The organism is Streptomyces sp. NPDC127117 (assembly GCF_042677325.1).
Lineage (GTDB): Bacteria > Actinomycetota > Actinomycetes > Streptomycetales > Streptomycetaceae > Streptomyces.
In genome coordinates this window covers 15,341-42,022 of record NZ_JBHXTM010000038.1, presented here as the reverse complement: position 1 = coordinate 42,022, position 26,682 = coordinate 15,341, and the positions used below count along the sequence as shown (strand labels likewise).

Sequence of the window (26,682 nt, the reverse complement as noted above, 5' to 3'; positions counted from 1 at the left end):
CCCGTCGCGGCGCACCGCGACGGGCCGTACCCTCAACGGAGTTGCCACCCGCTGAACTCGACCGTGCCGCGCAGCCCGCTCCCGCCGTTCGTCGCGCTCATGAAGATCCCCACGTCCTGGGCCGCCGCCGTCCCCGGCACGGCGACCGTGGCCACCGTCCGCCAGGTCGTCCCGCCGTCGGTGGAGCAGGAACCCGTGCACCCGTCGCCGGTCCGGGTCAGCCGCAGCAGCACCGGGGCCTTGATCCCGGTGATCCGCCGGTACGCGTCCAGGGTGCCGTCGCCGTTCGTGTCGTACGAGAGCACCACACCGTTGGACGGTGTCACCGCCAGGTTCAGGAACCCGGCGGAGCCCGGCGCCGCGAGGCTGTTGCGCACCACGAGCCCCGAGCGCGCCCAGCCCCCGGTGTTCTCCTGCGCGTCGACCCGCACGGTCACCTCCGCACCGTCGGACCACGCCCCCTCCCGGTACGCGGTGCCGAACTGGCTGGTGCCCTTCCACAGGTCCTGGCCCGCTCCGTTGATCGCGAACTTCCCGTCCAGCTGCCCGAAGACCGCCGCGTTCGCCGTGTACGTGCGCCAGCCCGGCTCCAGCGGCGCCGCCAGGTACACCGCGCCGCGCCGAAGATCGCTCACCCGGTCCTCGCCGCGCGGCCCGTACGCGGTGCTCAGCTCGTACGGCATCGGCCGCAGCGGCGCGGTCAGCGGCTCGGACGGGGCGGTGACCCGCCAGTCCACCGAACCGGAGCCGCCGGCCGCGACCTCGTCGAGGAAGGTTCCACCCGTCGCGGTGGCGTCCAGGCCGGTGAGCGCGAAGTCGATCCGGCCGGTGGACCGCAGGCCGTTGAGATTGCGGAAGGCGGCCGTCACCGTGCCGGTGCTGCCCGGGGTGAACGCCACCGGATCGGCCAGGACCGTGACGGTGCCCTGGTACGGGGCGGTGGACAGGGTCTCGAACACCCGCCGCGCGGTGCGGTGGGCATCGCCCGTCGCCCGTACCGGATGGGCGTCCGTCCGCCGGGTCCACTCCTCCTCGCCCGGGTACCAGTCGAACGGCTTCGCGGCCCGGCCCTCCGCGAGCGCGTCGGTCAGCTCGTCCAAGTACGCCTGCCACTGCGGGAGATGGACCCCGTTCATCAGCCCGTGCCAGTCGCGGTTGGCGTAGTTGCTGAGGTTGTCGGCGGCCGTCCGGTCCGCCCAGGTGGTGATCAGGGTGCGCGCCGTCCACTCCAGCCGCACCGCCTCCGCCGGACTCGTCGCCGACCGCTTGGCGTCCTCCAGCCACGGCCCCAGCAGGAAGGCCCGGTGGCAGCCCGACATGGTGTCCGTCAGCCGCATCAGCTTCAGCCAGAGCGCGGCGAGCGCCCGGAACCGTGCCACGTCCTTGTCGGCCTGCGCGGCCCGCAGCTGCGGCAGCAGGATCCGGGACCGGCCGGCGAGCGCCTGCCGGGCCAGATCCGTGAGGTCGTAGCGGTAGGTGTCCGAGTCGCGCAGGGACGGGCGTACGTCGAGGAGCGCCGCGAACGCCCGGTCGAAACCGGCCGGGTCGAAGGCGAAGCCGGTCGAGGCGGTGATGCTCGGCCTGCGGGAGAAGAGGGAGTCGACGGGGCGGCCGTCGGTGCTCGTCAGTCGGTACGCCGTGGCGGCCAGCGCGGCGAACGCCGCCTCCGCCGAGCGGTCGCGGCCGCCGTAGCGGAACCTCGGGTACGCCCGGAACCACCCCTCGCGGTCCACCTTCTCGCTGCGCCAGGCCAGCTCGCTGAACAGCTCGAACGCCGCCGGATCGCGCTCGGCCGCCTCCGGCATGTACGCCGTGCCGGCCAGGGCGCTGCCCGGTCTGTCGCGCCAGGCCGTGAACTTCTGCGTCCAGCGGTCGGTATTGGCCCCGATCGTCGTACGGCCGCCGAAGTTCGGGATGGTGCCGAAGGCGTACGGAGCTCCGCCCCAGTCCTTCTCCCGGTCGGTGACGGTGTCCAGATCGGAGAGGCCGTCGACGATCAGCAGCCGGCCGGTGTCGATCGCCTCCAGCATCGAGGGCCGGGGATTGGCCTGCCAGCCGAGGATCACCCAGGTCGCGCCGGGGCGCGCGGTCCGCAGCGCCGACTCGACGGCACGGGCGGCGTCGGGCACCGGGACGTCACCCGCGGTGCCGCCCTCGTGCAGCAGATCCATCTTGAAGTGGTCCGCCGGGCCGAACAGTTCCTCCTGGTGCCGGTAGAAGGCCGCGGCCATCTCGGCGAAGACGGGGGTGCGCGGGTCGAGCCAGTCGGGCCGGCGCAGCCCGTTCCAGGTGCCCTGCGGGACGGTGCGGGCGCCCGGGTTGCGGTCCGTGAAGCCGTCCGGGACCGTTCCGAAGTAGCCGGGGAACACCGGCGCCATGCCCAGCTCCCGCATCCGGTCGGCGATGCGGCGTCCCAGGCCGGCCCGCCGGGCGATCAGCTCGGGGCCGAGCGGGCCGCCGTATCCGCTCATGTTCTGGAGCAGCCACCACGGCTGGTGGGACGGGGCGGGCAGCCAGGTGCGGGCCTCGGTGTCGCTGTAGCCGAAGTCCTGGAGCAGCCGGTGGTAGACCGCCTCCTGACCGGCGGTGACCAGGACCTCGTTGCAGCCGTGCAGGGCCAGGACGTCGAGCATCCGCTCCCAGCGCGGCCAGTCGGCGTACGGGGCGGTGTAGCCGTCGTGGGTGTCGTTGAGGGCGAACCGGTGGGGGACCGTCGCGGAGCGCTCGACGGGGGTGCGGGGCGCGGGCAGCCGGCGGGGCAGCGCGGTGCGGCCGCCGGCCCACGAAATGACCGCGTCGCAGCTGTACTTGAGGTACCAGTGCGCCCCGGTCAGGGCGGCGGCCGGGGTGGTGGCCGCGATCTCGATCCGCCCGGTGGTCCCGGTGACACGGAAGCGGTCGGGAGCCTGCGCGCCGTCGCCCCGGGGGAGGGCGCGGAGACGGAACTGGTCCGCGTGGTCCGGCAGCAGACGCCGGAGCGCCTGGTGCGCGGGTGCGAGGTCCGGGCCGGGGGCGGACGGCGCGGCGGTGGCGTGCGCGGGGGCGGCGGCACCGACCACGGCGGCGGCGCCGATGGCCGTGGCGGTGCCCAGCAGCGCACGTCTGGTCGGCCGGGAGGAGCTGAAGGGCAGGGTGGGTTCCGTCATGTTCCGCACTCCTCGGTGTTGTTCATGGTGGTGCATGCGACAACAGGTATGTGCGGTGCGCACGTTAATGACGGGTGAGGGGGCGGGCAACGGGGCGTACGGCGGGTTCGTGCCGAACCAGCTGTTCGGCCGCACGCCGGGGTGACCGGGCGCGCGGCGGCGGTCAGGCGAAGGCGGCCAGTTGCGGGTCGACGGGCGCCCCGGTCATCCGGTTGGCCAGCGTGGACATGGTGTACGTGCCGATGCCGAGGACGACCTCCAGAGCGTTGCGGGCGGTGTATCCGTGCGCCAGGAACGCTCGGAGGGCCGCATCGTCCACGGCGCCGGCCGTCGCGAGCACGGTGAGGGTGAACTCCCGTACCCCCTCCAGCCGTTCGTCCGGCAGCGCCCGCTGCTCGCGCAGGGCGGCGATCAGTCCGGGGTCCGCGCCGAGCGCGGTGAGTTTCGCGGTGTGCATCGCCACGCAGATGTGGCAGTCGTTGCCGGTCGCCATCGTCATGATCACGACCTCGCGGGAGAGCGGGTCCAGGGTGGTGGACTCGAAGAGGGCGCTGCTCCTCAGGAAGCCGTCGAGCAGCTCCGGCGAGGTGGCGAGCCGGGCGACGGCGGAGGGCAGATGGCCCTGCTTCTCCGCCACCGCCGCCATGGTGCGGCGGGCGGCGTCGGGGGCGGATTCGAGGGTGTGGTCGGGGAACGCGAAAACGGGCATGACTGACCTCTCCTGATGGCTGGAGGGACTAAAATCGACAACGTGATTGACGAAAAGGTAAACCAGGTTGTCGAGTTCTGCAATGGCTGAGCGACGGGGGGAGGCGTCCGGGGCGGACGCGGCGGGCTTCGAGCTGCCCTTGCTGCTGTTCGCCGGATTCCGGTCGATCATCGACGAGTTGCACCGCGACCTGGCCGAACGCGGACACGCCGAGGTCCGCCCGGCGTACGGCTACGCGCTCCAGGCCGTCGGCCGCGACGGGGCGACGGCCAGTGAGATCGGCCGGCGGCTCGGGGTCTCCAAGCAGGCCGCCGGCAAGACCGTGGAGAGGCTCGAAGGGCTCGGGTACGTGGAGCGCGTCGACGACCCCCGCGACGGCCGGCGCAAGCTGGTCCGGCTGACCGCGCGGGGCGTGGACGTCCTGGTCAAGTCCGCCGAGGGGTTCGACCGGCTGCGCGCCCGCTGGGTCGAGGCGCTCGGCGCCGACCGGGTGCGCGCGATGGAGGCGGATCTGCGTGCGATGGTGCCCGAGGGCGCCTTCCGGCTCGATGTGCCGGGCTGGTTCAACGACTGAGCCCGCCACCGGGGCGCGCTTGGACTTTGCGTACGAGAGATAGGACGTATCTCGTACGCACCCTTCCCGTTGGTCCATGTGTGCGGCAGCATGCCCACGTCGGCACCCAAGAGATCCGACCAATGCTGGTCGGGAACGGGAGGGAACCATGGCACGACGCACCCGTGTGCTCAGTGCGCTCGCACTGGCGGCGGCCGCCGCGCTCGTCCCCGTACAGGCGACCGCGCAGCAGCCCGCGCACCAGCGGCCGGCGCCACCGGGCACGCCGTGCACCGCGCCGGTGAAGCCCGCCTCGCAGATGACGGTGGAGTCCTGCGACAGCCCCGACCGGATCATCGAGAAGGCCGCGAACATCGTGCCCACGCCCGGCCAACTGGCCTGGCAGCAGCGGGAGGTCACCGCCTTCACGCACTTCGGGATGAACACCTTCACCGGCCGCGAGTGGGGCTCGGGAACGGAGGACGAGAAGCTCTTCGCCCCCAAGGCCATCGACGCCGACCAGTGGATGCGCGCCTACAAGGCCGCCGGTGTCGAACAGGTCATGCTCACCGCCAAGCACCACGACGGCTTCGTGCTCTACCCGAGCCGCTACACCGACCACTCGGTCGCGCTCAGCCCCGGCAGCCCCGATGTCGTCGGCGCCTATGTGAAGGCCGCCCGTAAGGCGGGCCTCAAGGTCGGGCTCTATCTCTCGCCCTCCGACGGCGCCGAACTCCCGCACGCCTGGCACGCCCGCTGGGTCGACGAGATCCGCGCGAAGCAGGCCGAGGGCAAACCGCTCAGCCTGCCCGAGCGCATGGCCCTGGAGGACGGCGACCGCGCCCCGGCCGGAGCCGGCCGCTTCGGCAACGGCAGCCCGGTCACCGAGCGCACGATCCCCACCCTCGTCCCCGGCGACGACCGCGCCGCCGCCGTCAGGAGCGGCCGGCTGCCCACCTTCCGGGTGAAGGCCGACGACTACGACACGTACTACCTCAACCAGCTCTACGAACTGTTCACCCAGTACGGCCCGATCGAGGAACTCTGGCTGGACGGCGCCAACCCCTGGTCCGGCTCCGGCATCACCCAGAAGTACGACGTCAAGCAGTGGTTCGACATGGTGAAGGCCCTCTCGCCGAACACCGTCGTCTTCCAGGGCCCGCAGGGCGTGCGCTGGGTCGGCAACGAGAACGGCATCGCCCGCGAGACCGAGTGGAGCGTCACCCCGCACATCACGGACCCGTGGACGGGACTCGGCAGCCTCCCCAACGACTCGACCGATCCCGACATCGGCTCCCGCGACAGAATCCTCGACCCGACGGTCAACTATCTGCAGTGGTACCCGGCCGAGGCGGACGTCTCGATCAGGCCCGGCTGGTTCCACCACCGGAACGAGAAGCCCAAGACGCCCGCCCAGCTGATGGACCTGTACGAGAAGAGCGTCGGCCGCAACGCCTCCCTGCTGCTCAACGTCCCGCCGAACAAGGACGGCCGGATCGACGACGCCGACATCGCGTCACTGACCGCCTTCGGCTCCGACGTACGCCGCATCTACGGCACCGATGTGCGCAAGCAGGGCCCAGCCCCGTACACCTTCGACCGGATCGCCGTCCGCGAGGACATCCGGCACGGGCAGCGGGTGGAGAGGTTCGCCGTCGAGGCCCGCATCGGCGGGAGCTGGCAGCGGATCGCCGAGGGCACCACCATCGGCCACCGCCGCATCCTGTCCCTGGCCTCGCCTCTCACCGCCACCTCGGTGCGGGTGAAGGTGCTGGAGTCCCGGGCCGCCCCGCACCTGGGGGCGACGACGCTGCACCTGAGCACCACGCCGTGACCCCATGGTCGCGCGGCCCCGTCGCCCCGGGGGCCGCGCGGCCGGGGTGCCGCTCAGCCCCGGTCCAGATAGGCGAGGACCGCGAGGACCCGGCGGTTGTCGTCGTCGGACGGCGGCAGCGAGAGCTTCCCGAAGATGTTCGAGGTGTGCTTGGCCACCGCCCGCTCCGTGACCACCAGCTGCGAGGCGATCGCCACGTTCGAACGGCCCTGCGCCATCAGCTCCATGACCTCCAGCTCGCGCGGGGTGAGCATGCTCATCGGCCTGTCCTGCGAGCGTCGCGACAGCAACTGCGAGATCACCTGCGGGTCCATCGCGGTGCCGCCCGCCGCCACCCTGCGCACCGCGTCGACGAACTGCTCGGCGTCGAAGACCCGGTCCTTGAGCAGATAGCCGATGCCGCCGTTGCCGTCCGCCAGCAGCTCGCGCGCGTACAACTGCTCCACGTGCTGGGAGAGCACGAGCACCGGCAGCCCCGGCTTCGCCTGCCGGGCCGCCAGCGCGCACTGCAGGCCCTCGTCCGTGTGGGACGGCGGAAGCCGGACATCGACGATCGCGACGTCCGGCTCCGACTCGGCGAAGGCGCGGGTCAGTTCGGGCCCGCTCTCGACGGCTGCCGCGATCTCGAAGTCGTACGCCTCCAGCAGGCGGACCAGGCCGTCGCGCAGCAGGAAGAGATCTTCGGCTAGGACAACTCGCAAGGGATCTCCATGGTCACCATGGTGGGACCGCCCGCGGGGCTGCTGACGGCCATGATGCCGTCGAATGTACCGAGTCGGCGTTCGATTCCGCTCAGTCCGGATCCGCCGCCGACCGTCGCACCGCCCCGGCCGTTGTCGGTGACGGAGATCCGCAGCATGGCGTCCTCGTGGTGGATGTCCACCCAGACGCGGTCCGCCCCCGAATGCTTGGCGGCGTTGGTCAGCGTCTCGCTCACCGCGAAGTACGCCGCCGACTCGACCGCGGCGTCCATCCGGCCGCCCAGCTCCGCCCCGACCTCCGACTCGAACGGCAGCCGCAGCGCCAACGCCCTCACCGCGTCCCCGAGTCCGCGCTCGGCGAGGACCGGCGGGTGGATGCCCCGGACCAGGTCGCGCAGCTCCGTGAGCGCCTCGGCCGACGACTCCCGGGCCATGGCCAGCAGCTTCTTCGCCTGCGCCGGGTCCTTCTCGATCAGCGCCTCCACGGTGCCCAGACTCATACCCATCGCGACCAGCCGGGCCTGCGCGCCGTCGTGCAGATCCCGCTCGATGCGCCGCAGTTCGGAGGCGGCGGTGTCCACGGCCTCGTGCCGGGTCTCGGTCAGCCGGTCGATGCGCCGGACCAGCTCCTCGTCCTGGGTGGGGGCCAGCATCGCGCGGGCGATCACGAAGTGCAGCCGCAGCAGCCGCTCGCTGACCAGCACCCCGGTCGCGAACAGCGCCGCACCGAGCGCGGCGGCGGCCAGGCCCGTCGCCTGGCTGGAGACCCGGACGAAGCCGTACCAGTAGCCGTCGTCGGTGAAGACCCGCCACAGCCCGGCCGCCAGCACGAGACCCTCCAGCGGATAGATGAACAGCGCGGCGGCCAGGGTCGCGACCACATAGCCGGCTGTCATGTCGACCAGCAGCCACTCGATGTCGCGCCAGGTCGCCGGATCCTTCAGCATCAGCGTGGTCCGCTCCACCTGCCCGGTGAACCCGGTACGCAGATCCTTCGGGAAGGGGCGGTAGGGGACCGGTATGCGGACGTCGGACCAGGTGACCGCGAGCAACCGGCGCCGGTTGGCGTGCTTGCGGACCAGCTCCAGTACGTAAGGGGTGGTGAACAGGCCGACGCCCAGCGGGATGAAGGCGATCGAGAGCACGGCCCATACGAAGAGCGTGATCGAAGTGACCAGGCTCGCGACCGACAGCACGAGTCCGCGCCCGGCGGCCAGCATCGCGGCCCTTGTCCGTCCCTGTATCGCGTTCATCCCGGCCCGTCTCCCCTCGTCGGATCCTCCTGCCGGACCCGCTCCGCAGACAGTCTCACCCGGTGGTGACCTCGGGCGTCAGCCGTTTCACCACCCGGGCGGGGTGTACCCAGCACCACCCCGCCGACCTCGCCCTACGGCTCCGGGGGAGGGGGTTTTGACGGCTGGGGCGGGCGGCCCCGCGTTCCTAGATTCATCGGCGTCCACCCGCGGCGCCGTGTCCGGAGCCGCGTACTTCCGGCTACATCTGACTTCTGGGGGCGAACACGCCATGAGGCGCAACCTCGCGGCACGCATCGGTATGTGGAGCGCGCACCACCGCAGGACCGCCATTCTCGGCTGGCTGCTCTTCGTCGTGCTCGCCACAGGCATCGGCGGAGCGTCCGGACTGGTCGAGATGTCCGACTCGGAGAACGGTGCGGGTGATTCGGCGCGGGCCGAGCAGATCCTCGACGACGCCGGACTCGGGCAGCCCGCAGGCGAGCTGGTCATGGTGTCCGCCCCGAGGGCGGGGGACTGGAAGGGCGCCGCCCGCGAGCTCTCCGCGGCCCTCGGCAGGACCGGCGAGGTGGCGGACCCGGCAGCACCGGTCCCCTCCCGGGACGGCAAGGACGCACTGATCACCTTCGAACTGAAGGGGGACGCGGCGACGGCTCCGGACCGGGTGCAGCCCGTGCTCGACGCGGTGGACGGAGTCCGGGCCGGCCACCCGGACGTCACCATCCACCAGTTCGGCGAGGCCAGCGCCGGGAAATGGCTCGGCGACCTGCTCTCCGAGGACTTCAAGAAGGCCGAATTCACCGCCGTCCCCCTGGCCCTCGGCATTCTGCTGGTCGCCTTCGGCGCCGTCGTCGCGGCGCTCCTCCCGGTCGGCCTGGCGCTCACCGCGTGCATGGCCGCCTTCGGTCTGCTCTCGCTCGCCAGCCACCGGCTGCACCTGTTCCAGACCACGTACTCGGTGATGTTCCTGATGGGCTTCGCCGTCGGCGTCGACTACTGCCTGTTCTATCTGCGGCGCGAGCGCGACGAGCGGGCGGCGGGACACGACGCGGAGACGGCCCTGCGGATCGCGGCGGCGACCAGCGGCCGGGCGGTGCTGGTCTCCGGGCTCACCGTGACGGTCGCGATGGCCGGCATGTTCCTGTCCGGCCTGATGCTGTTCAAGGGCTTCGCGCTCGCCACCATCATCGTGGTCCTCGTCGCCGTGCTGGGCTCGGTGACGGTGCTGCCCGCGCTGCTGTCCTGGCTGGGCGACCGGGTCGAAGCGGGGCGGCTGCCCTTCCTCGGCCGGCGAGGGAGCCGGCGCGCCCGCACCGGCGGCGGGATCGCCGGCAGGGTGCTCAGGCCGGTGCTGTCCAGGCCGAAGACCTTCGCGGTCGCCTCGGTCGTCGTCCTGCTGGCCCTGGCCGCGCCCGCCGTCGGCATGAGGACCGAAGAGCTGGGCCTGGAGAAGCAGTTCGGCTCCCAGTCACAGCTCTCGGTCGCCTACCGGGAGATCAGCGAGAGCTTCCCCGGCGGCCCCGATCCGGCCCGCGTGGTGGTCAAGGCCGACGACATCGAGGCCCCCGCGCTGCGCAAGGCGCTCGACGGCTTCGAGCGGGTGACCGTCCACAAGGCGCAGAACGTCGCCGAGATCGAGGTACCGCTCCCGCACGGGCGGGCCTCGCTCTCGGAACTCCGCGAGGAGCGGCTGCCCGCCGCGTTCGACGCCACCGGTGCCCAGGTGTACGTGACCGGGGAGACCGCGGGCTCCGTCGACTTCAACGAACAGCTCAAGCGCGGCATCGTCCCCGTCTTCGCCTTCATCACGGCGGTGACCTTCCTGCTGATGCTGTTCTGCTTCCGCTCGTACGTCATCGCCGTGACGTCGATCGTGCTCAATCTGCTCTCCGTGGCCGCCGCCTACGGGGTGATGGTCGCCGTCTTCCAGCACGGCTGGGGAGCTTCGCTGATCGGCTCGGAGGGGGTCGGCGCGATCGAGTCCTGGATGCCGCTCTTCGTCCTGGTCGTCCTGTTCGGACTCTCCATGGACTACCACGTGTTCGTGGTCTCCCGGATCCGCGAGGCCCGCGACCGGGGACTGACCACCCGGGCCGCGATCGACGAGGGCGTCCGGCGGACGGCGGGCGCGGTGACCGGCGCCGCCGTGATCATGGTCGCGGTCTTCGCGGTCTTCGGGACGCTGTCGATGCAGGACATGCAGCAGATGGGCGTCGGCCTCGCCGTCGCGGTGCTGCTGGACGCCACGGTCGTACGGATGGTTCTGCTGCCCTCGGTGATGGCCCTGCTGGGCGAGCGGAACTGGCGCACCCCGCGCGCCCTGACCCGGCTGCCGAGCCTGGAGCACGACGGGCCGGAGCGGGAGCCGGTGGGGTCCGGGCGACCCGGCTGACCGGGCCGGCCCGCCCGGCACATGGAGCGGCCCTGGTCCGGAACGCGCCGGACCAGGGCCGCTTCACACGACTTCCGACACGTCAGGGCGTGTACTTGTAGCCGACGCGCCGCACCGTCTGGATCGAACGGCGGTGCTCGGCGCCCAGCTTGCGGCGCAGCCGGGCGATGTGGACATCGACGGTGCGCCCGTCGCCCACGTGCCCGTAGCCCCAGACGGTGGTCACCAACTGGTCGCGGGTGTGCACCCGGTGCGGGTGCGCGACCAGATGGGCGAGCAGCTCGAACTCCAGGTAGGTGAGGTCGAGCGTGTTCCCGTCCACCGCGGCGGTGCGCTGCACGGGGTCGATGAGCACCGGCCCCGCGGCCGGGTCCGCCACCGGCGCCGGCACCACGAACTGGGCGGCCGCGGCGGTGGCCGCGTTGACGGCGGGCTGCTGGTCGGCCGGGACGAGCACCAGGTAGCCGACCATCGGGGGCCGGCCCGGCAGCGCCGGAACGGTGTGCTGGGGTGCGGGCAGCCAGGTGGCACCCGGCGGCAGGAACTCGGCCACATCGGCGAGCTGGACGACCTCGTCGGGGTCGACGGCACGCAGCCGGTGGCGGTTGGGCGGGAGGGAGCGGGCGGAGGTGGTGGCCGCAGCGGTCGCCGAGGGCGCTGAGGTGGCAGCGGTCGCGGCGGAGAAGGTACGGGTGTTCGCCATGAGGGTCAGCTCTTTCGCGCGAAGGAGTCGTCGGTGGACGGACTTGCTTGCGCGCGGGCCGAAGGCCGGGGTGAGCGGCTTTAGAGGGCCTGCGCGTTCAACGCGCGACAACACACCCGGTCGAAGTCATGGTGCTGACGGGACGGCCAGAACGGTTCGAGGTCGCTGCGACCTGTCGAGGTGTGCTGGAAGCTGGCCATGTCCCCATTGAACCAGAGAACCGGACGCCGGAGCAGACCTCTTCCACCCGTCGATACGGACCCTTTGCGTTACCTTCCTCACCAGGGCGTCTCGTACGGCCCCGCAACCGGCGGGCCGTTCTCCGCATCGCCCCGCGACCGGCTCAACCCACCAGCCGCTTGCGCCAGTCCAGACCGGTCAGCTCGATCGCCCGGTCCGGCGACCCGTCCCACTCCACCGTCAGCCCCGCATCGCCCAGCGCCTCGACGACCTCCCGGCCCACGAAGGCGGTCTCGTCCGCCGCCTCGCCGAACCCGCCGTAGTACAGCGTCAGACCGTGCCCCGACGCGGCACTCTCGGTGCCCTGAGTGTGGAAGAAGACGAAGCCGCGCGCATCCTGCCGCCCGGCGCCCCGGATCTCGGCGAGACCGCACGACCGGCAGCAGGTGAAATGCTCCCTCGCCGTGATCCCGCCCTGGTCCAGCCGGGCGAACGCCCGCGTCAGCCGGTCCGCGTCGGTCACCTCCGGCCACTGCCGCTGCTCCTCGACCCGCTCCAGCCACAGCCGCTCGACCAGCTGCCGCGCCTGTGCGTCCGTCACCGGATGCATGCCGTCCTTCACCAGGTGGTCCTCGGCCGCCCGGGAGAGCTCCTGGACCGTCCCGTACCCGCAGCGGAGCAGCACCCGTATCCGCTCCTCCAGCTGCGCCCGGATCTCCGCCGGGATCTCCGGCACGGGCTCCGCCTCCGGCATCCCGGCGCTCTCCCACTCCACGCCCGCGTCCCACTCCGGCTCCTGGCGTGCCCAGCGGGTCATCAGCCCGGCGACCCGCTCCGGCGAGCCGATCACGGCCCGGTGGTGTGTGGCGGGGCCACCGGAGCGGCGCTCCAGCTGGTATCCGTCACCGTGATCGAACCAGACCTGCACGAAGGTCCCCGGGATGTCGGGTATGCGCTGCACGACCAGGAACCGGTCGCCCTTCAAGCCGATCCGGTGCACCAGGTCGCTCAGCGCCCGCTCCGAAATGCGGGTGTACGTCTCGGAGTTCTCGGTCTCCACCTTGATTTCGAGCATGCGCCAACCCTGACACGGCCCACTGACAACGGCCCGGGGCCGGGGAAGCGGTGCGGCGGTCACCGCGTGACGCCACGACGAGGGGGCGCCCACCCCAGCCGGGTGGGCGCCCCCTGTACGGACGGCGGAGCGGGATCAGACCTGGCCGGCCTTCTCCAGTGCGGTGCAGCAGGTGTCGACGATCAGGCGGGTGACGACGTACGGGTCGACGTTGGCGTTCGGGCGGCGGTCCTCGATGTAGCCCTTCCGGTCCTGCTCGACCTGCCACGGGATGCGGACCGAGGCGCCGCGGTCGGAGACGCCGTAGCTGTACTCGTTCCAGGGGGCGGTCTCGTGCAGGCCGGTCAGCCGGTCGTCGATGCCCGCGCCGTAGTTCTTGACGTGGTCCATCGGCTTCGAGCCCTCGCCCAGCGACTCGCACGCCGTGATGATCGCGTCGTACCCCTTGCGCATCGCCTCGGTGGAGAAGTTGGTGTGCGCGCCCGCGCCGTTCCAGTCGCCCTTCACCGGCTTCGGGTCCAGGGTCGCGGAGACGTTGAAGTCCTCGGCGGTGCGGTACAGCAGCCAGCGGGCGACCCACAGCTGGTCGGAGACCTCCAGCGGGGACAGCGGGCCGACCTGGAACTCCCACTGGCCGGGCATGACCTCGGCGTTGATGCCGGAGATGCCGAGACCCGCCTTCAGGCAGTTGTCGAGGTGCTTCTCGACGATCTCGCGGCCGAAGATCTCGTCGGCGCCGACCCCGCAGTAGTAGCCGCCCTGCGCGGCCGGGAAGCCGCCCTCGGGGAAGCCGAGCGGCCGGTGGCCGTCGAAAAAGGTGTACTCCTGCTCGATGCCGAAGATCGGCTGCTGGCCCTCGAACCGCTCGGCCACCGGGCGCAGCGCGGCCCGGGTGTTGGACGCGTGCGGCGTCATGTCGATGTCGAAGACCTCGCACAGCACCAGGATGTCGTCGCCGCCGCGGATCGGGTCAGGGCAGGAGAAGACCGGCTTCAGCACCCGGTCGGAGGCGTGGCCCTGGGCCTGGTTGGTGCTCGAACCGTCGAAGCCCCAGATCGGCAGCTCCGCGACGTCCCGTGCGGGGCTCCCGGCCATGATCTTCGTCTTGGAGCGGAGCTTGGCGGTCGGCTCGGTGCCGTCGATCCAGATGTACTCAGCCTTGAACGTCACGGAAGCCATCCTTTGCGGGTGCTGCGGTGCTGCGGTCCGGTCTACGCAGCGCAGCTTCGCAAGACGCGATTTCCCGTCCGTTGCCCGAATGTGAACCCCGTGTTACCGAGGTTCCGTCCGTTGCGGCCGGTCTCAGGCACGGGCCCTGAGCAGCGACTCGAAGCCCGCCGCCCGGATCCGGCGCACCACTTCCTCCTCGGTGGTGCCCAGTGCCTCGGCCGCCCGCGGCAGCCGCCAGTCCGCGTCGGCGAGCCGGTGCAGCAGATGGCCGCGCCTGATCTGGGCCTCGGACAGCCGGAACGTCTTCAGGTACGCGACCCGCCCCTTGTGGTCGGTGATCGTCTCACCGATGTGCTGCCCGGCCCCGCCCGGCAGGAACGGCGGCAGGAACCGCCACAGCGTGAACGGGCCCATCCGGTACACCCGGTCGAAGGCGTACGAGCTGTCCAGCAGTTCGCCCGCGAACAGGGTGTCGTGCGCCTCGGCCCACTCGCGCTCCTGGGCCCGCGCCGCCGCCCGCAGCCCGGCGAGCGTCCCGAGGTGCGGACCGTCGGGTATCCGTGCCGCGAACTCCGGCACGGGAGCGCCGTACAGCGCGTACTGGTGGATCAGCTCGCCGTACAGGTCCTCGACCAGCGACGGGTGCAGCAGCCGGTAGTCGTCCGGGTGCGGCACGACGAACGCGGCGGCGAGCGCGTCGGCCGCGTACACCATCACTCCGCACTGGTTCGGATGGATCTCGAAGACCCGGAGCGCCGCGCCGAGCCCGCGCACCGACCACCCCATGTACGCGTCCTCGGCGCGTGGCGACAGCCCGTCGCGCAGCGCCTGGCGCGACCACTCCTCCCAGGCGATGGCCGGGCCGCCGAAGTGCAGTGAGAGATAGCCCTCCAGCGCGAGGTGCAGCGGCAGGAAACGCAGCCGGTCGCCCGGCCGGCGCTTCGCCATCCGGTGGTGACGGTGGCGCTGGAGCCGCGCGGTCCGAGGCGGCCGGCCCCCGGCCGTGGCGCCGAGCTGCGTACCGTACGCGACGGACTGCTCGCCCTCGCCGGACCAGTCGGCGACGAAGCCGTGCGGGATGACCGAGGTGTAGTGCGTGCGCGGCCCGATGTCCACGATGCCGTGCCCGTGGTCCGTGTAGAGCTCCTCGTGCAGCCGCAGCCCCTCGACCGGCCGCTCGCGCACCAGCGGCACCAGCCGGATGCCGCCCCACACCTGGGCGGGGCGGGTGGTGAGCCCGGTCAGTTCGAGCCTGTTCACGATGTTGCTCCCGCCCCTCCGTCGCCCACGAACCGCGCCACCTGCCGGTCCAGATAGGCGTACAGCGCCGCCGCTCCCGTACGTCCCTCGGCGAACCCCGCGAGCTCCACCAGCGCCGGCAGGTCCTCCGCGTCCCGGATTCCCGCCGTGGGCACGCTCGGCGAGAGCCGCCGCACATCGAAGGCGTCCGCGTCGTATACGGGGTTCACATGGACCACCGCGGTACGCCGGTCCGGGTCGAGCCGGGCCCGCCAGACCCGGAGCACCTCGCCCGCGAGTCCGGGCGGTGCGTTGTCCCAGCCGTCCGAGACGATGACCAGCCGGTCGGGGCCGTGCTCCAGGGCGTCCAGCACACGGAAGCCGAGCGGGGTCGGCCCCCACGGCCTGACCAGCAGCGGATCGGTACGGTCCGAAGTCCACAGCGCGGTGTACGAACCCGGCGCGGCCAGCGCCTCCAGCAGGAAGTGGCAGGCCAGCGCCACGGCGAGCGGGCGGCGCCGCTTCTCGCCCGACCCGGACGAGGAGTAGCTGTCGTCCAGTACGGCGGCGACCCGGCCCCAGCTCCCGGCATGCGGGCCCGCCGCGCGACGGGCCGCCGTGCGCAGCGCACGGGTCAGCTCCTCGCGGTGGCGCCGCCGCGCCTCGAAGCCGAGCGACAGCACGAACAGGGCGAGCCGGGTCAGCGGCATCACGGTCAGGTCCACATCGGCGGGCAGCGGCGCATCGCCGGCGCCGGTGCGCTGCGTCAGGGTCCGCAGCCGCTCCAGCCGCGTCATCCGCGGCGCCATCCGCTCCAGGAACACCTCGCGCTTCACCCCGCGCCGGGCGGCGAAGCCCTCGGCGACCGTGAACGGCAGCTCCTCGGCCGCCCCCTGCGCGTAGTGGGCGCGCCGCCAGGCGTCGAGCAGTTGATGCCGGTAACCCGGCCGGTGCCGGGGCCGGAACAGGAAGTCCCCGAGCTCGCCGGAACCGTCGAGCCCGAGGTGGGCGTGGCGGGCCGCGGTCTTCAGGCCGGAGCGGTACTTCACCGCGTCGTGCGCCGGATCGGGCCGGGCGGTCAGCCAGTCCCGCATGATCGCGCGGGTGCGCCGGTTGTTCACCTTGGCCACGCGCAGCTCCCGGAACAGCCGGTACACGCGCTGCGGCGGCAGCTTCTCCAGCCGGGCGGCGATCAGCCGGCCCTCGGTGCGCTTCTCCCCGGCGCTCGCGTCGGCCGCGTGCTCCAGCAGGCCCCGGACGATGCGCGCCGCGTTGTGGTCGTTGATGTCGAGGGCGAGCGAGGCGGCGTACACCCGGCGGTAGTTGACCCGTACGTACTCATGGAGGAAGTCCAGCGAGAGCTGCTGCTGGTACGCGGTCGAGCGGAACTCGCGCTGCCCGGTCGCGGTGATCGCCGCGTTGACGAACAGGAGTACGTCCTCGGCCGCGACGAGGCCGGCGTCGGTCCCGGTGCTGGTGGTCATGGTTTCCCCCGTGGGTGTCGCGCTCCGCCGCACGCGGGGGCGGAGCGCCGGCCGGGGAATGGGGGCGCGAACAGCGAAATTATTGCTTCATAGGCAAGTCCCGGAAGTCGCGCCGGAGTCCCGCGGCCGGCCCCGCAAACGTAACCATGAAGGTCACTCTCCGCCAACTCAATACCGGATCGCCCGGGCGAAACCGGCAGACTGGCCCCATGACGACACTTCCCGCGACCCCCATGCGCATCGGCCTCGTCGGTACCGGCCCCTGGGCACGGAACACCCAGGCCCCCGCCCTCGCCGCCCACCCCGGCGTCGTACTGAGCGGCGTGTGGGGCCGCCGCCCCGAGGCCGCTCAGGAGCTGGCCGCCGCGCACGGCACCGAGGCATACACCGGTGAGGCGGGCATCGACGAGCTCTTCGCCGCCAGTGACGCCGTCGCGTTCGCCCTGCCGCCGGACGTCCAGGCCCCGCTCGCCGCCCGCGCCGCGGCCACCGGCCGTCATCTGCTGCTGGACAAACCGGTCGCGACCACCGTCGCGGGAGCCCGCGAGGTCGTCCGGGCCGCAGAGCAGACCGGGGTCGCCTCCGTCGTCTTCTGTACCCTGCGGTTCGCGGCCGAGACGTCGGCATGGATCGCCGAACAGGCCGCCCTGGACGGCTGGTTCACCGCCCGGGCCGAGTGGATCGGTGCGCTGTTCGCCCCCGGCGCGACCAACGAGTACGCCTCGCAGTGGCGCCGCGACAAGGGCGGTCTGTGGGACGTCGGCCCGCACGTCCTGTCGGTCCTGATCCCGGTGCTGGGCGATGTGACCGGACTGACCGCGGCCCGCGGCCCGTCCGACACCACCCACCTCATCCTCCGCCACACCTCCGGTGCGTCCAGCACGGTGACGCTCGCACTGGGAGCACCCGTGGGCGCGGTCGGTACGGAGATCGAGCTGAGGGGCGAACAGGGGACGGCCGCCCTGCCGCGCTGGAGCGACGCGACCGGCGCGTTCCGGGCGGCGGTCGACGCCCTGATCCATTCGGTGCGTACGGGGGATCCGCACCCGTGCGACGTACGGTTCGGGCTGCGTCTGACGGAGCTGCTGGCGGAGGCGGAGAAGCAGGCGGGCAAGTAGCGGCCCGAAGGCCGGGCGGCGCCGGACGCCGGGGCCGGCCGATCGCCACGAGGTGGTCAGGGGATCGAGGTGACCGCTTCGTGCGCGGCGTACAGGAAGCGCCGGACGGCTGCCGCCTCCTTCTCGTCGAAGTCGCGCAGAACCGCCACCGTGGAGTCGATCAGGGGCCCGAAGAACGACCACCCCAGCTCCACCGCCCGCTCGTCGACCGCCAGCAGCACGCGCCGCCGGTCGCGCGGGTCGCGGGCGCGGGTGAGGTGGCCGAGCCGTTCCAGCCGGTCGATGACGGCGGTGGTGCCCGCGGAGTTGAGCCCGAGCTGTGCGCCGAGCCACCCGGCGGTGGCGTCCGTGCCCGCCCGCTCGGCGTCCAGCAGACAGATCAGGGCGCGGACATCGGTGCTGTGCATCTGGTGAAGGGCCGCGAACTCGGCCTGGCGCAGCCCGAATTCGACGGTCACCTTGCGCAGCAGATGGACGGTCTCCAGCTCCGGACCCTGCTCACTCATCGACGCTCCTTCCGCCTCGGCGAGTCCATTATCTCGCTGAGCGAGATAATATCCAGGGGCTGACAGGAGCGGTCACGACCGGGGAGGCATCCATGACAGCCACGTCGTTCGATGAGGCGTACGAGGAGGTCCTGGCGGCCAACTGGCCCGCCGGAACGACGTACTCCCAGGTCACCACCCCGTACGGCACCACTCACGTCAACAGCTGCGGCCCCGGGGACGCCCCGCCCCTGGTGCTGCTGGCCGGCGGAGGCGCCACCTCCACCGTCTGGTACGCCCAGGCGGCCCACCTGGGCCGGGCACACCGCGTCCACGCCGTCGACCTGATCGGCGAGCCGGGCCGCAGCGTCGCGGGGGAGCGCCCGATCCGTACGGTGACGGACCTGACGGCATGGCTCGACGGGGTACTGGACGGACTGGGCGCCGACCGCACCGCGCTGGGCGGGCACTCCTACGGGGCCTGGATCGCCCTGCACCACGCCCTGCACGCGCCCCACCGCGTCCGGAAGCTGGTCCTGGTGGACCCGACGCAGTGCTTCGCCGGCTTCCGGCCCGGCTACCTGCTGCGCGCCCTGCCGATGCTGCTCCGGCCGAGCGCGAAGCAGACGCGGGCCTTCCTGGAGTGGGAGACGGGCGGCGCCGCGCTCGACCCGGCCTGGCTGCGGCTGCGGGACGCGGCCGCCGGCTTCCCGTCCGGCCGCCCGGTCACCGGTCCCCGCCCCACGCCCGAGGCCCTGCGCGGACTCGACGTACCGGCCCTGGTCCTGCTCGCCGGACGCGGCCGGGCCCATGACCCGGCCCGCGTCGCCGCCGCGGCGGCCCGGCTGCTCCCGCGCGTGACGACGGCGACGATCCCCGGAGCGACGCACCACACGCTGCCGCTGTACGGACCGACGGCCGCCGAACTGAACCGCGGGATCGCGGACTTCATCGCGGATCCAGGTGCGGACCCCGGCGAGGCCGAAAGCGGGGACCTCATCGGGTGACGGGCCGTCGTACGGGCTGTCGCGCGGGCCGCCCGCGGATGCTCAACGCCCCAGCGCGTCGCGTACCGCCTCGTCCGTGCGCCCCACGACGGCGGTCCCGTCGTCCGCGGTGATGATCGGCCGCTGGATGAGCTTGGGGTGCTCGGCGAGGGCCGAGATCCACCGCTCACGCGAACCGGCCTCGCGCGGCCACTCCTTGAGGCCGAGCTCCTTGGCGTCGGCCTCCTGCGTCCGGGTGATGTCCCACGGCTCCAGCCGGAGCCGGTCGAGCACGGCCCGGATCTCGTCCGGCGAGGGCACATCCTCCAGGTAGCGGCGGACGGTGTACTCGGCGCCCTCCGCGTCGAGCAGCTGCACCGCGCTGCGGCACTTCGAACACGCGGGATTGATCCAGATCTCCATGGGGCCAAAGGTACGCGAGGGATCCCCGAAAGCCCTTCTGGCCAGCGGCGATTGTCAGTGCCGGGCAGTAAAATGGAGGCAGTTCGTGAGGGTTCCACGATCGTGCCAGGAGGTTGCCCATGGCCGTTGCCGCAGTCACGACCAAGCCGCTCCACAAGCCCCTGCAGAAGAAGCCGCTCCCCGCGGGCCGGCCCCGCGAGTGGTACGTCTCCCACAACCGCCGCCTGAAGGCCATGCGCCTGGCGATCGCCCTGCTCGACACGGGCGTCTACTACCCCTCGACCGCGACCAACGACAAGATACGCACGACCGCGGAGCGCGTCGGAATCCACCCGCCGTCCGACACCACCTGCCGCATGGTCCGCGCCCTGATCCGCTACGGCCGCTGACGGCCGACGCAGCCGATGGCTGTGCCCCCGAGCCCTACGGGGCAGGGGGCACGGCCACGCGCGCACGTCCGGGTCGCCTCGGGCCGGGTCGCGTCGGGCCGGATCAGAACCCGTCGCAGGTGGCCGTGGCGAAGGCGCCGGAGGCCGTGGCGGTCCGGACGGTCCCGTCGTCCACCGTCACGGCACAGGCGACCTCGCCGCCCGCTGCGCCGATGGTGACGGCGAAGGAGCCGCCGCTCATGAAGCCCCTGGTCCGCGTCTCCCCGGCCCACGGCAGGGTCCGCGGAGTCAGCCGCGCGGTCGAGAGATAGCCGTTCTGCCAGGTGGGATAGGTGATGGTGACATCCTCGGCGGTGCCGGTGACCTCGTACGTGATCCGCAGCGGCCGTTCCCCTTCCCTGGACAGCTCACCGGAGACCACCTCGACGGCCACGGCGGCAGCACCGGCCGGCACGAGCACGGCCAGGAGCAGCACCCACGGCCACAGCCGCCGCCGACGGTGCCGCAACGCCTCGGGGGCGCCACCCGGGTCCTGATCGCTCATGCCTCTCAGCCTCGTCCGCCCTCCGCCATGCCGCGACCCGGCGCCGGCCCCTTTCGGTGTCCCGGGGGCCCACCGGGCCACCCACCCGTCCGGCGTACACAGCATGCGGGCCGGGCCGCGGCCCCTTTGACTGGCGAGGGGCGAGTGCTGGGAGGCACGATGACGACGAGAACCGCGCGAGGCCTGTGGGCCGTACTGCTGACGACGGCCGTGATGTCGACCGCCGTGGCCTGTTCCGACGACGGCGGCAGCGCCTCCAGCACGGCCTCCAAGGCCGCGTCCGCCGCGGCATCGGTGGCATCCAGGGGATCCGATGTGGTGGCCTCGGCGACGGCCGCCGCGGGCGAGAAGATGAAGAACTTCAAGAACGGCGTGAACGCCAAGGGCGATGTCGAACTGGGCAAACCGAGCACCGACAGCGACGGCCGCGCCACCGCGAAGGTCACCGTGACCAACAGCGCCGACTCGAAGAAGTCGTACGCGGTACAGGTCAACTTCCGTGACGGGAACGGCAATCTGCTCGACACGACGGTGGTGACGGTCGACGACGTCGGTGCCGGTTCGTCCAAGGACGCCACGGCCCGCAGCAACCGCAAGCTGTCCGGCGACGTCAAGGCCGACGTGGGCGCGGCGCTGCGCCACTGACCGCTGTCAGAAGCGGTGGCGGCGCTGCTCCCACGAGGCCGGCCGTTGCGGCCCGTGCGTCGGAGCCCGCATCGGCGCGTTCCGCGCCCACTGGGACTGGGCCCGGGAGCGGGAGCGGCAGGACAGCTCCGCCAGCTTGTTCTCGGTGCCGGTGCCGGGCTGGGGAATCTCCAGGACGATCCGCCGGTCAGAGCAGTCGTCGACGATGAGCGCACACTCCTCCAGGACCATGCGGCCGACGGACGGGTGTCTCAGCTCCCGGGCGGCCACATGGTGTCCCTCGATCTCGTGCTGCCGCCACCAACTGCGGAACTCCGTGCTGTTCCGGCTCAGTTCGCGGACCAGCGAGGTGAACCAGGGCTCGTGGACGTACAGTCCGGTGGCCGCGCGGAACTCGGCCAGCACGGATCGGGCGCACTGCTCCCAGTTCTGGATCAGCTCACGCATGTAACCGCCGAAGAAAAGCCACAGTATATGGCGGTGCTCGGCGGGAATCTCGTTCAGATCGCCGTAGACATCGGTCCGTGCCTGATTCCAGGCAAGAATGTTGAAACGAGGACCGAGGGCGAATGCCGGATGCGGATGCTGGCTGTCCAGAATGCGCTGGAGAGCCGGAGGAACACCGTCCGTGGGGACGTGTGCACTGGAACGCGCGTCCTCGCTCGCCAGCGCCAGCAGGTGACCACGTTCTTCGGCATTGAGACGCAGGGCCTCGGCCAGCGAATTGAGCACATGGTCCGAGACCCGGATGTCCCGCGCCTGCTCCAGCCGCGTGTACCAGCAGGCACTGATGCCGGCCAGGTCGGCGACGTCCTCGCGCCGGAGGCCCGGGGTGCGTCGCGACGTCCTTGTCGGCAGGCCGACTTCTTCCGGTTGAAGAGCCACCCGTCGTGTTCTGAGGAAGTCCGCGAGCTCCGCTCGCCGTTGGTCGTAATTCATCCGCCGATCCCTCTGCTGGACGACTATTACGGATGGCCATTACCGGGGGACTTCCACTCCTAGGATAGTCGCTTTCTGGTTGTGTGCTGAGTCACGTGTGAAGCTGCTGCTGGAAGTGGCGTCCGGCCGTTACCAGGCGCTGGGAAGGAACACCTTCCTGAACGAATGCCCTTCCGTTCCAGTGGCCGAAGGGAGAAAATCATGCGTGGCAAGCGGTACCTAGTCCGACTCAGCCCAGTGCTCATCGCCTCCCTGGCGGTACCCGTGGGTCTCGCCGGAGACGCGTTGGGTGCTTCAACACCGACAGCTGCTGTGTCTGCAGCACCCTCGAAAGCACCCTTGGTCGGACCTGGAGATCCCGGATTCGGCGTCGGCGTGGTTCGCGGCCAGGCCGACGGCCGGCTGTGCGTGAACAGGGCCAGCAGCTATCTGCCGCAGTTCCCGCTGAACCAGCAGTCGGCGTTCATAGCGGGCTACGGCGTCGGGTTCAAGGCGGAGTGCAGGCCCGGGTTCGCGCCGCAGCGGCTGCAACAGCAGCAGCAGCAACAACAGCAGCAGCGACAGCAACAACAGCAGCAACAGCAGCAGATCCAGAACCTGCTGCTTAACGTCAACGCCACCGGCGGTAACGCCACCGGCGGTACGGCTACGAATAATCCGGTGCCCGGTACTCCGGTGCCCGGTACTCCTGTGCCCGGTACTCCGGTGCCTGGCACTCCTGTGCCCGGTACTCCTGTGCCCGGTACTCCGGTGCCTGGTACTCCGGTGCCTGGTACTCCTGCGCCCGGTGATGTGACCGGTGGTGCGGGTACTGGTGGTGCCGCGACCGGTGGTACTGGTGCCGGTGATGTGACCGGTGGTGCGGGTACTGGTGGTGCCGCCACTGGTGGTACTGGTGCCGGTGATGTGACTGGTGGTGCGGGTACTGGTGGCGAGGCCACTGGTGGTACTGGTGCCGGTGATGTGACCGGTGGTGCGGGTACTGGTGGCGAGGCCACTGGTGGTACTGGTGCCGGTGATGTGACCGGTGGTGCAGGCATCGGTGGCGAGGCCACCGGTGGTGCTGGTGCCGGTGACGTGACCGGTGGTGCAGGCATCGGCGGTGCTGCCACTGGCTGACGGGACTGTCCGGCGGTCAACATGCCGCCACCACGAGCGCGTAACCCGCGGCACGATGCGGGTTACGCGCTCGACGACGCTCGACGACGAGAAAACCTCACGACGGCAGAACGTTCACGACGGACGGCGTCGGGGGATCGGAGGGCGTGGGCACCTGAATGAGGAAGGGCACGAACGTGAGTCGGCCGTCCCCCGCGTTCAGGACCCGCTTCGAAACCCGGTAGCACACGACCTCGTCCGGATTTCCGGTGGTCGTATAGCACTTGAGTTCCGACGGCGTGGCTTGCGAATTCCGTGGCGTGGCAACGGAGTCACTCGCTGATGTGGTCAGTACGCCGGCAGTCAAACAGAAGGTGGCTGCCGTTGCGACACCGATGTTCCGCAAGATTGGCTTCTTCATTCTCATCAGCCCAAAGGCTAGGAGTGAACCGGACTGTCGCATCAGAATTCTGGGCATTCAGAGGCCGCGCGGGGGAATGTCTACCCTTTCGGCTGACGTGTCAGGTAGTCACACTCCTAGGATAGTTGGTTTCTTGATACGTGCTGTGCTGCGTGTGATCCTGCTGGAGACGGCCGTTCATCAACGAGCGACCATGTTTCGGTCCAGCAGTCGAAGGGACGAAATCATGCGCGGAAAGCGATTCCTCGTCAGGCTCAGCCCGGTGCTGATCGCCGCTCTGGCGCTCCCCGCGGGATACGCCGGGGAAGCATTCGGTGCCACGCCTCCAACTGCCGTGGTGGCATCGGCTCCAGCGAAAGCACCTCAGGTAAATGTCGACCCGTCGTTCACGGCAGGCTTCAATGCCGCGCAGCGGGCGTGCCCGTGTAGGACCACCACGTTCCTGGTGCCGCAGCAGCGGCTGGTACAGCAACAACAGCAACAGCAGCAACAGCAACAGCAGCAACAGCAACAGCAGCAGCAGCAGCAGCAACAGCAACAGCAGCAGCAACAGCAGCAACAGCAACAGCAGCAACAGCAGCAGCAGCAACAGCAGCAACAGCAGCAGCAGCAACAGCAGGGCCAACAGCAGCAACAACAGCAACAGCAGCAACAGCAGCAGCAACAGCAACAGCAACAGCAGCAACAGCAGCAACAGCAGCAGCAGGGCCAGCAGCAGCAACAGCAGCAACAGCAGCAGCTGTAGCCCCAGCCCCACAGGCACGGCGAGGGCCGCCACCCCAGTCATGGGGTAGCGGCCCTCGCAGGTCACGGCCAGTTTCCGGAGCTTCGCTCCAGGGTCCAGGTCGCCCGACCCCGTCCTTTAGAGGTCGAAGTACAGCTCGAACTCGTGCGGGTGCGGACGCAGCTGGATCGGGGCGATCTCGTTGGTTCGCTTGTAGTCGATCCAGGTCTCGATCAGGTCGGACGTGAAGACGCCGCCGGCCTGGAGGTACTCGTTGTCCGCCTCCAGCGCGTCCAGGACGGCCGGGAGGGAGGTCGGGACCTGCTGGACGTTCGCGTGCTCCTCGGGAGCCAGCTCGTACAGGTCCTTGTCGATCGGCTCGGCGGGCTCGATCTTGTTCTTGATGCCGTCGAGGCCGGCCATCAGCAGCGCGGAGAAGGCCAGGTACGGGTTGGACGACGGGTCCGGGGCGCGGAACTCGACGCGCTTGGCCTTCGGGTTGGAGCCCGTGATCGGGATGCGCATCGCGGCCGAACGGTTGCGCTGCGAGTACACCATGTTGACCGGGGCCTCGAAGCCCGGGACCAGACGGTGGTAGGAGTTCACCGTCGGGTTGGTGAACGCCAGCAGCGACGGGGCGTGCTTGAGGATGCCGCCGATGTAGTAGCGGGCCATGTCCGACAGGCCCGCGTAACCCTGCTCGTCGTAGAACAGCGGGTCGCCGCCGGCCCACAGGGACTGGTGGACGTGCATGCCCGAGCCGTTGTCGCCGAAGATCGGCTTCGGCATGAAGGTCGCGGTCTTGCCGTTGCGCCAGGCGACGTTCTTCACGATGTACTTGAAGAGCATCAGGTCGTCGGCCGCGGCGAGCAGCGTGTTGAACTTGTAGTTGATCTCGGCCTGGCCGGCGGTGCCGACCTCGTGGTGCTGGCGCTCGATCTGGAGGCCGCTGTTCTCCAGCTCCAGGGACATCTCGGCACGCAGGTCGGCGAAGTGGTCGACCGGCGGGACCGGGAAGTAGCCGCCCTTGTAGCGGACCTTGTAGCCGCGGTTGTTCTCGACCGCACCGGTGTTCCAGGCGCCTGCCTCGGAGTCGATGTGGTAGAAGCTCTCGTTCGCCGACGTCTGGAAACGGACGTTGTCGAAGACGTAGAACTCGGCCTCGGGGCCGAAGTACGCGGTGTCGGCGATGCCGGTGGAGGCGAGGTACGCCTCGGCCTTCTTGGCCACGTTCCGCGGGTCACGGCTGTACTGCTCGCCGGTGATCGGGTCGTGGATGAAGAAGTTGATGTTGACGGTCTTGTCGCGCCGGAAGGGGTCGACACGGGCGGTCGACAGGTCCGCGCGCAGCGCCATGTCGGACTCGTGGATGGCCTGGAAGCCGCGGATCGACGAGCCGTCGAAGGCAAGCTCGTCGGCCGGGTCGAAGGTCGCCGCCGGGACGGTGACGTGCTGCATCACACCGGGCAGGTCACAGAACCGGACATCGATGAACTTGACGTCATTGTCGGCGATGTACTTCTTCGCGTCGTCGGCGTTCTGGAACATCCAACTCCTCCTACTCCCGGCCCGGGAGGGACGGGGTTGTAGCTCGTGGTGCGGCCAGTGCGGTGGCACACGCTGGACCCGACCATAGGCAGACCGGATTTCTCAAGCATGACCCATTTGTTTCGCAGAAGTTAACCGAGCCGGGTGTGACGGGCACCTCGTGGCCGGTTGAGAACCCGTGTCCCGGCCGCTCCGGGGGCCCGTAGCGGCCCCCGCCCGGCAGCCCGTCCCGGCGGGCGCAGTACCGTGTTCGGGTGGACAACAGGCAAGCAATCGGATCGTGGCTCTCCGGGCCGCGCGCGGCCGCCGAGGAGATGGGGGCCGACTTCGGCTACCGGGGCAAGCGACTCGGCCTGCCCGAGAACGGGCCGGGTTCGGTGGCGCCGCTCGGCCGGCGCTTCGGCGCGATCTTCATCGACTGGGCCCTGTGCCTCCTGATCGCATACGGGCTGTTCGCCCACGGTGACCAGCAGGCGGCCGGCAACTGGGCCGTGGGCATCTTCCTCGTACTGAGCGTGCTCACCGTCGGGACCATCGGCTGTACGCCGGGCAAGCGAATCCTGGGCATCAGGGTCGTCGCCGAGAGCGGTGGCCGGCTGACGCTCGGGCGGGTGATCGTCCGGAGCGTGCTGCTGTGCCTGGCGATCCCGGCCCTGGTCTGGGACCGCGACGGCCGCGGCCTGCACGACCGGCTGGCCCGCGCCGTTCAGGTCCGTATCTGAGGCCGGAACGCCACCGGCGGGTCACGGCGCCGTACGGGTGCCGGAAGACGGGCCCGGAAGACATCGAAGAGGCGAAGACATACGAAGAGGCGGGGGGGGGAAACCAACCGGTTAGGGCCCCCCCGCCTGGTACGGCTTGCCCAGTCAGCCCCACGTTGCCCCCCCCCGGCGCCCCAATCCCCTAGGCCAGGGGCCCCTGGG

25 protein-coding genes are annotated in these 26,682 nt (G+C 70.9%); 10 read left to right on the top strand and 15 right to left on the bottom strand.

The features are described from left to right. Positions 1 to 32 precede the first annotated feature (32 nt). Together ACFVH0_RS28280 and ACFVH0_RS28275 are read right to left on the bottom strand one after the other, a co-directional pair. Positions 33 to 3,146: an alpha-N-acetylglucosaminidase gene (locus tag ACFVH0_RS28280; RefSeq protein ID WP_385824677.1), complete on the bottom strand. Its 3,114-nt coding sequence runs from the start codon at positions 3,144 to 3,146 to the stop codon at positions 33 to 35. Positions 3,147 to 3,309: 163 nt separating this feature from the next. Beyond that, entirely contained in the window at positions 3,310 to 3,855 is a 546-nt protein-coding gene (locus tag ACFVH0_RS28275) for a carboxymuconolactone decarboxylase family protein (protein WP_385824675.1), read from the bottom strand. 82 nt (positions 3,856 to 3,937) lie between these two features. Between ACFVH0_RS28275 and ACFVH0_RS28270 the strand changes: the two genes are divergently transcribed. Next, entirely contained in the window at positions 3,938 to 4,429 is a 492-nt protein-coding gene (locus ACFVH0_RS28270; RefSeq protein ID WP_385824673.1) for a MarR family winged helix-turn-helix transcriptional regulator, read from the top strand. A 148-nt stretch (positions 4,430 to 4,577) separates the two neighbouring features. After that, on the top strand, positions 4,578 to 6,242 hold the full coding sequence (locus ACFVH0_RS28265) for an alpha-L-fucosidase (RefSeq protein WP_385824671.1): 1,665 nt from the start codon (positions 4,578 to 4,580) through the stop codon (positions 6,240 to 6,242). Positions 6,243 to 6,295: 53 nt separating this feature from the next. On the opposite strand, the gene ACFVH0_RS28260 is transcribed toward ACFVH0_RS28265, so the two are convergent. Continuing rightward, complete coding sequence (locus tag ACFVH0_RS28260; protein ID WP_385824669.1) at positions 6,296 to 6,943, bottom strand: LuxR C-terminal-related transcriptional regulator; 648 nt, start codon at positions 6,941 to 6,943, stop codon at positions 6,296 to 6,298. Then, on the bottom strand, positions 6,928 to 8,196 hold the full coding sequence (locus ACFVH0_RS28255) for a sensor histidine kinase (protein WP_385824667.1): 1,269 nt from the start codon (positions 8,194 to 8,196) through the stop codon (positions 6,928 to 6,930). Before ACFVH0_RS28255 ends, ACFVH0_RS28260 begins: the two co-directional genes overlap by 16 nt. A 301-nt stretch (positions 8,197 to 8,497) precedes the next feature. Here ACFVH0_RS28255 and ACFVH0_RS28250 point away from each other — a divergent pair, with 301 nt between their 5' ends. After that, positions 8,498 to 10,588 carry an MMPL family transporter gene (locus ACFVH0_RS28250; protein WP_385824735.1) on the top strand — a complete coding sequence of 697 codons (2,091 nt, stop codon included), beginning with the start codon at positions 8,498 to 8,500 and terminating at the stop codon, positions 10,586 to 10,588. A gap of 82 nt (positions 10,589 to 10,670) precedes the next feature. On the opposite strand, the gene ACFVH0_RS28245 is transcribed toward ACFVH0_RS28250, so the two are convergent. Both ACFVH0_RS28245 and ACFVH0_RS28240 read right to left on the bottom strand, forming a co-directional pair. Then, on the bottom strand, positions 10,671 to 11,291 hold the full coding sequence (locus ACFVH0_RS28245; protein ID WP_385824665.1) for a winged helix-turn-helix domain-containing protein: 621 nt from the start codon (positions 11,289 to 11,291) through the stop codon (positions 10,671 to 10,673). Between the two features lie 343 nt (positions 11,292 to 11,634). After that, positions 11,635 to 12,546 carry a DUF6891 domain-containing protein gene (locus ACFVH0_RS28240; RefSeq protein WP_385824663.1) on the bottom strand — a complete coding sequence of 304 codons (912 nt, stop codon included), beginning with the start codon at positions 12,544 to 12,546 and terminating at the stop codon, positions 11,635 to 11,637. A gap of 50 nt (positions 12,547 to 12,596) precedes the next feature. Between ACFVH0_RS28240 and ACFVH0_RS28235 the strand changes: the two genes are divergently transcribed. Further along, the gene (locus ACFVH0_RS28235) at positions 12,597 to 12,740 is read left to right on the top strand and encodes a phage DNA packaging protein J (protein WP_385824661.1); all 144 of its coding nucleotides are present in this window, start codon (positions 12,597 to 12,599) and stop codon (positions 12,738 to 12,740) included. Here the strand turns inward: ACFVH0_RS28235 and glnII are convergent. The 3 genes from glnII to ACFVH0_RS28220 all read right to left on the bottom strand — a co-directional run bounded on the left by glnII (position 12,682) and on the right by ACFVH0_RS28220 (position 16,439). Continuing rightward, entirely contained in the window at positions 12,682 to 13,716 is a 1,035-nt protein-coding gene (glnII, locus tag ACFVH0_RS28230) for a glutamine synthetase (RefSeq protein WP_385824659.1), read from the bottom strand. The genes ACFVH0_RS28235 and glnII overlap by 59 nt on opposite strands. Before the next feature lie 132 nt (positions 13,717 to 13,848). Beyond that, positions 13,849 to 14,976: a hypothetical protein gene (locus tag ACFVH0_RS28225; RefSeq protein WP_385824658.1), complete on the bottom strand. Its 1,128-nt coding sequence runs from the start codon at positions 14,974 to 14,976 to the stop codon at positions 13,849 to 13,851. Next, positions 14,973 to 16,439 (bottom strand): hypothetical protein, encoded by a 1,467-nt coding sequence (locus tag ACFVH0_RS28220; protein WP_385824656.1) that lies wholly within the window; start codon positions 16,437 to 16,439, stop codon positions 14,973 to 14,975. The genes ACFVH0_RS28225 and ACFVH0_RS28220 overlap by 4 nt, the downstream gene beginning before the upstream one ends. 209 nt (positions 16,440 to 16,648) lie before the next feature. Here ACFVH0_RS28220 and ACFVH0_RS28215 point away from each other — a divergent pair, with 209 nt between their 5' ends. Beyond that, a complete protein-coding gene (locus tag ACFVH0_RS28215) occupies positions 16,649 to 17,557 on the top strand; it encodes a Gfo/Idh/MocA family protein (protein WP_385824654.1) in 909 nt (302 codons plus the stop codon). Between the two features lie 56 nt (positions 17,558 to 17,613). Here the strand turns inward: ACFVH0_RS28215 and ACFVH0_RS28210 are convergent, their stop codons facing one another. Beyond that, positions 17,614 to 18,063 (bottom strand): MarR family transcriptional regulator, encoded by a 450-nt coding sequence (locus ACFVH0_RS28210; RefSeq protein WP_385824652.1) that lies wholly within the window; start codon positions 18,061 to 18,063, stop codon positions 17,614 to 17,616. 92 nt (positions 18,064 to 18,155) lie between these two features. Between ACFVH0_RS28210 and ACFVH0_RS28205 the strand changes: the two genes are divergently transcribed. Next, positions 18,156 to 19,049: an alpha/beta fold hydrolase gene (locus tag ACFVH0_RS28205; RefSeq protein WP_385824650.1), complete on the top strand. Its 894-nt coding sequence runs from the start codon at positions 18,156 to 18,158 to the stop codon at positions 19,047 to 19,049. A 42-nt stretch (positions 19,050 to 19,091) separates the two neighbouring features. Here the strand turns inward: ACFVH0_RS28205 and ACFVH0_RS28200 are convergent, their stop codons facing one another. Beyond that, positions 19,092 to 19,451 (bottom strand): arsenate reductase family protein, encoded by a 360-nt coding sequence (locus ACFVH0_RS28200; protein ID WP_385824647.1) that lies wholly within the window; start codon positions 19,449 to 19,451, stop codon positions 19,092 to 19,094. Between the two features lie 119 nt (positions 19,452 to 19,570). Here ACFVH0_RS28200 and ACFVH0_RS28195 point away from each other — a divergent pair, with 119 nt between their 5' ends. Then, positions 19,571 to 19,840, top strand: coding sequence for a hypothetical protein (locus ACFVH0_RS28195; protein WP_385824645.1), 270 nt, complete (start codon positions 19,571 to 19,573; stop codon positions 19,838 to 19,840). 103 nt (positions 19,841 to 19,943) lie between these two features. On the opposite strand, the gene ACFVH0_RS28190 is transcribed toward ACFVH0_RS28195, so the two are convergent. Then, positions 19,944 to 20,384 carry a hypothetical protein gene (locus tag ACFVH0_RS28190; protein ID WP_385824643.1) on the bottom strand — a complete coding sequence of 147 codons (441 nt, stop codon included), beginning with the start codon at positions 20,382 to 20,384 and terminating at the stop codon, positions 19,944 to 19,946. Between the two features lie 159 nt (positions 20,385 to 20,543). Between ACFVH0_RS28190 and ACFVH0_RS28185 the strand changes: the two genes are divergently transcribed. After that, the gene (locus ACFVH0_RS28185; RefSeq protein ID WP_385824641.1) at positions 20,544 to 21,029 is read left to right on the top strand and encodes an FxLYD domain-containing protein; all 486 of its coding nucleotides are present in this window, start codon (positions 20,544 to 20,546) and stop codon (positions 21,027 to 21,029) included. Between the two features lie 6 nt (positions 21,030 to 21,035). Here ACFVH0_RS28185 and ACFVH0_RS28180 read toward each other — a convergent pair whose 3' ends face one another. Next, positions 21,036 to 21,968 (bottom strand): helix-turn-helix transcriptional regulator, encoded by a 933-nt coding sequence (locus ACFVH0_RS28180; protein WP_385824639.1) that lies wholly within the window; start codon positions 21,966 to 21,968, stop codon positions 21,036 to 21,038. A gap of 408 nt (positions 21,969 to 22,376) precedes the next feature. Between ACFVH0_RS28180 and ACFVH0_RS28175 the strand changes: the two genes are divergently transcribed. After that, positions 22,377 to 23,087: a hypothetical protein gene (locus ACFVH0_RS28175; RefSeq protein ID WP_385824638.1), complete on the top strand. Its 711-nt coding sequence runs from the start codon at positions 22,377 to 22,379 to the stop codon at positions 23,085 to 23,087. A 500-nt stretch (positions 23,088 to 23,587) separates the two neighbouring features. Here ACFVH0_RS28175 and ACFVH0_RS28170 read toward each other — a convergent pair whose 3' ends face one another. Continuing rightward, positions 23,588 to 24,298, bottom strand: coding sequence for a hypothetical protein (locus tag ACFVH0_RS28170; protein ID WP_385824636.1), 711 nt, complete (start codon positions 24,296 to 24,298; stop codon positions 23,588 to 23,590). A gap of 51 nt (positions 24,299 to 24,349) precedes the next feature. After that, complete coding sequence (gene glnA / locus ACFVH0_RS28165; RefSeq protein WP_093543302.1) at positions 24,350 to 25,759, bottom strand: type I glutamate--ammonia ligase; 1,410 nt, start codon at positions 25,757 to 25,759, stop codon at positions 24,350 to 24,352. 254 nt (positions 25,760 to 26,013) lie between these two features. Between glnA and ACFVH0_RS28160 the strand changes: the two genes are divergently transcribed. Beyond that, the gene (locus tag ACFVH0_RS28160; protein WP_385824634.1) at positions 26,014 to 26,481 is read left to right on the top strand and encodes an RDD family protein; all 468 of its coding nucleotides are present in this window, start codon (positions 26,014 to 26,016) and stop codon (positions 26,479 to 26,481) included. The last annotated feature ends 201 nt before the right edge of the window (positions 26,482 to 26,682 follow it).

Excerpts from the sequence above, each read along its gene's own strand:
- ACFVH0_RS28280 (WP_385824677.1), bottom strand. The coding sequence starts at position 3,146 with ATGACGGAACCCACCCTGCCCTTCAGCTCCTCCCGGCCGACCAGACGT.
- ACFVH0_RS28275 (WP_385824675.1), bottom strand. The coding sequence starts at position 3,855 with ATGCCCGTTTTCGCGTTCCCCGACCACACCCTCGAATCCGCCCCCGAC.
- ACFVH0_RS28270 (WP_385824673.1), top strand. The coding sequence starts at position 3,938 with ATGGCTGAGCGACGGGGGGAGGCGTCCGGGGCGGACGCGGCGGGCTTC.
- ACFVH0_RS28265 (WP_385824671.1), top strand. The coding sequence starts at position 4,578 with ATGGCACGACGCACCCGTGTGCTCAGTGCGCTCGCACTGGCGGCGGCC.
- ACFVH0_RS28255 (WP_385824667.1), bottom strand. The coding sequence starts at position 8,196 with ATGAACGCGATACAGGGACGGACAAGGGCCGCGATGCTGGCCGCCGGG.
- ACFVH0_RS28250 (WP_385824735.1), top strand. The coding sequence starts at position 8,498 with ATGTGGAGCGCGCACCACCGCAGGACCGCCATTCTCGGCTGGCTGCTC.
- ACFVH0_RS28245 (WP_385824665.1), bottom strand. The coding sequence starts at position 11,291 with ATGGCGAACACCCGTACCTTCTCCGCCGCGACCGCTGCCACCTCAGCG.
- ACFVH0_RS28240 (WP_385824663.1), bottom strand. The coding sequence starts at position 12,546 with ATGCTCGAAATCAAGGTGGAGACCGAGAACTCCGAGACGTACACCCGC.
- ACFVH0_RS28220 (WP_385824656.1), bottom strand. The coding sequence starts at position 16,439 with ATGACCACCAGCACCGGGACCGACGCCGGCCTCGTCGCGGCCGAGGAC.
- ACFVH0_RS28215 (WP_385824654.1), top strand. The coding sequence starts at position 16,649 with ATGACGACACTTCCCGCGACCCCCATGCGCATCGGCCTCGTCGGTACC.
- ACFVH0_RS28210 (WP_385824652.1), bottom strand. The coding sequence starts at position 18,063 with ATGAGTGAGCAGGGTCCGGAGCTGGAGACCGTCCATCTGCTGCGCAAG.
- ACFVH0_RS28205 (WP_385824650.1), top strand. The coding sequence starts at position 18,156 with ATGACAGCCACGTCGTTCGATGAGGCGTACGAGGAGGTCCTGGCGGCC.
- ACFVH0_RS28200 (WP_385824647.1), bottom strand. The coding sequence starts at position 19,451 with ATGGAGATCTGGATCAATCCCGCGTGTTCGAAGTGCCGCAGCGCGGTG.
- ACFVH0_RS28195 (WP_385824645.1), top strand. The coding sequence starts at position 19,571 with ATGGCCGTTGCCGCAGTCACGACCAAGCCGCTCCACAAGCCCCTGCAG.
- ACFVH0_RS28190 (WP_385824643.1), bottom strand. The coding sequence starts at position 20,384 with ATGAGCGATCAGGACCCGGGTGGCGCCCCCGAGGCGTTGCGGCACCGT.
- ACFVH0_RS28185 (WP_385824641.1), top strand. The coding sequence starts at position 20,544 with ATGACGACGAGAACCGCGCGAGGCCTGTGGGCCGTACTGCTGACGACG.
- ACFVH0_RS28180 (WP_385824639.1), bottom strand. The coding sequence starts at position 21,968 with ATGAATTACGACCAACGGCGAGCGGAGCTCGCGGACTTCCTCAGAACA.
- glnA (WP_093543302.1), bottom strand. The coding sequence starts at position 25,759 with ATGTTCCAGAACGCCGACGACGCGAAGAAGTACATCGCCGACAATGAC.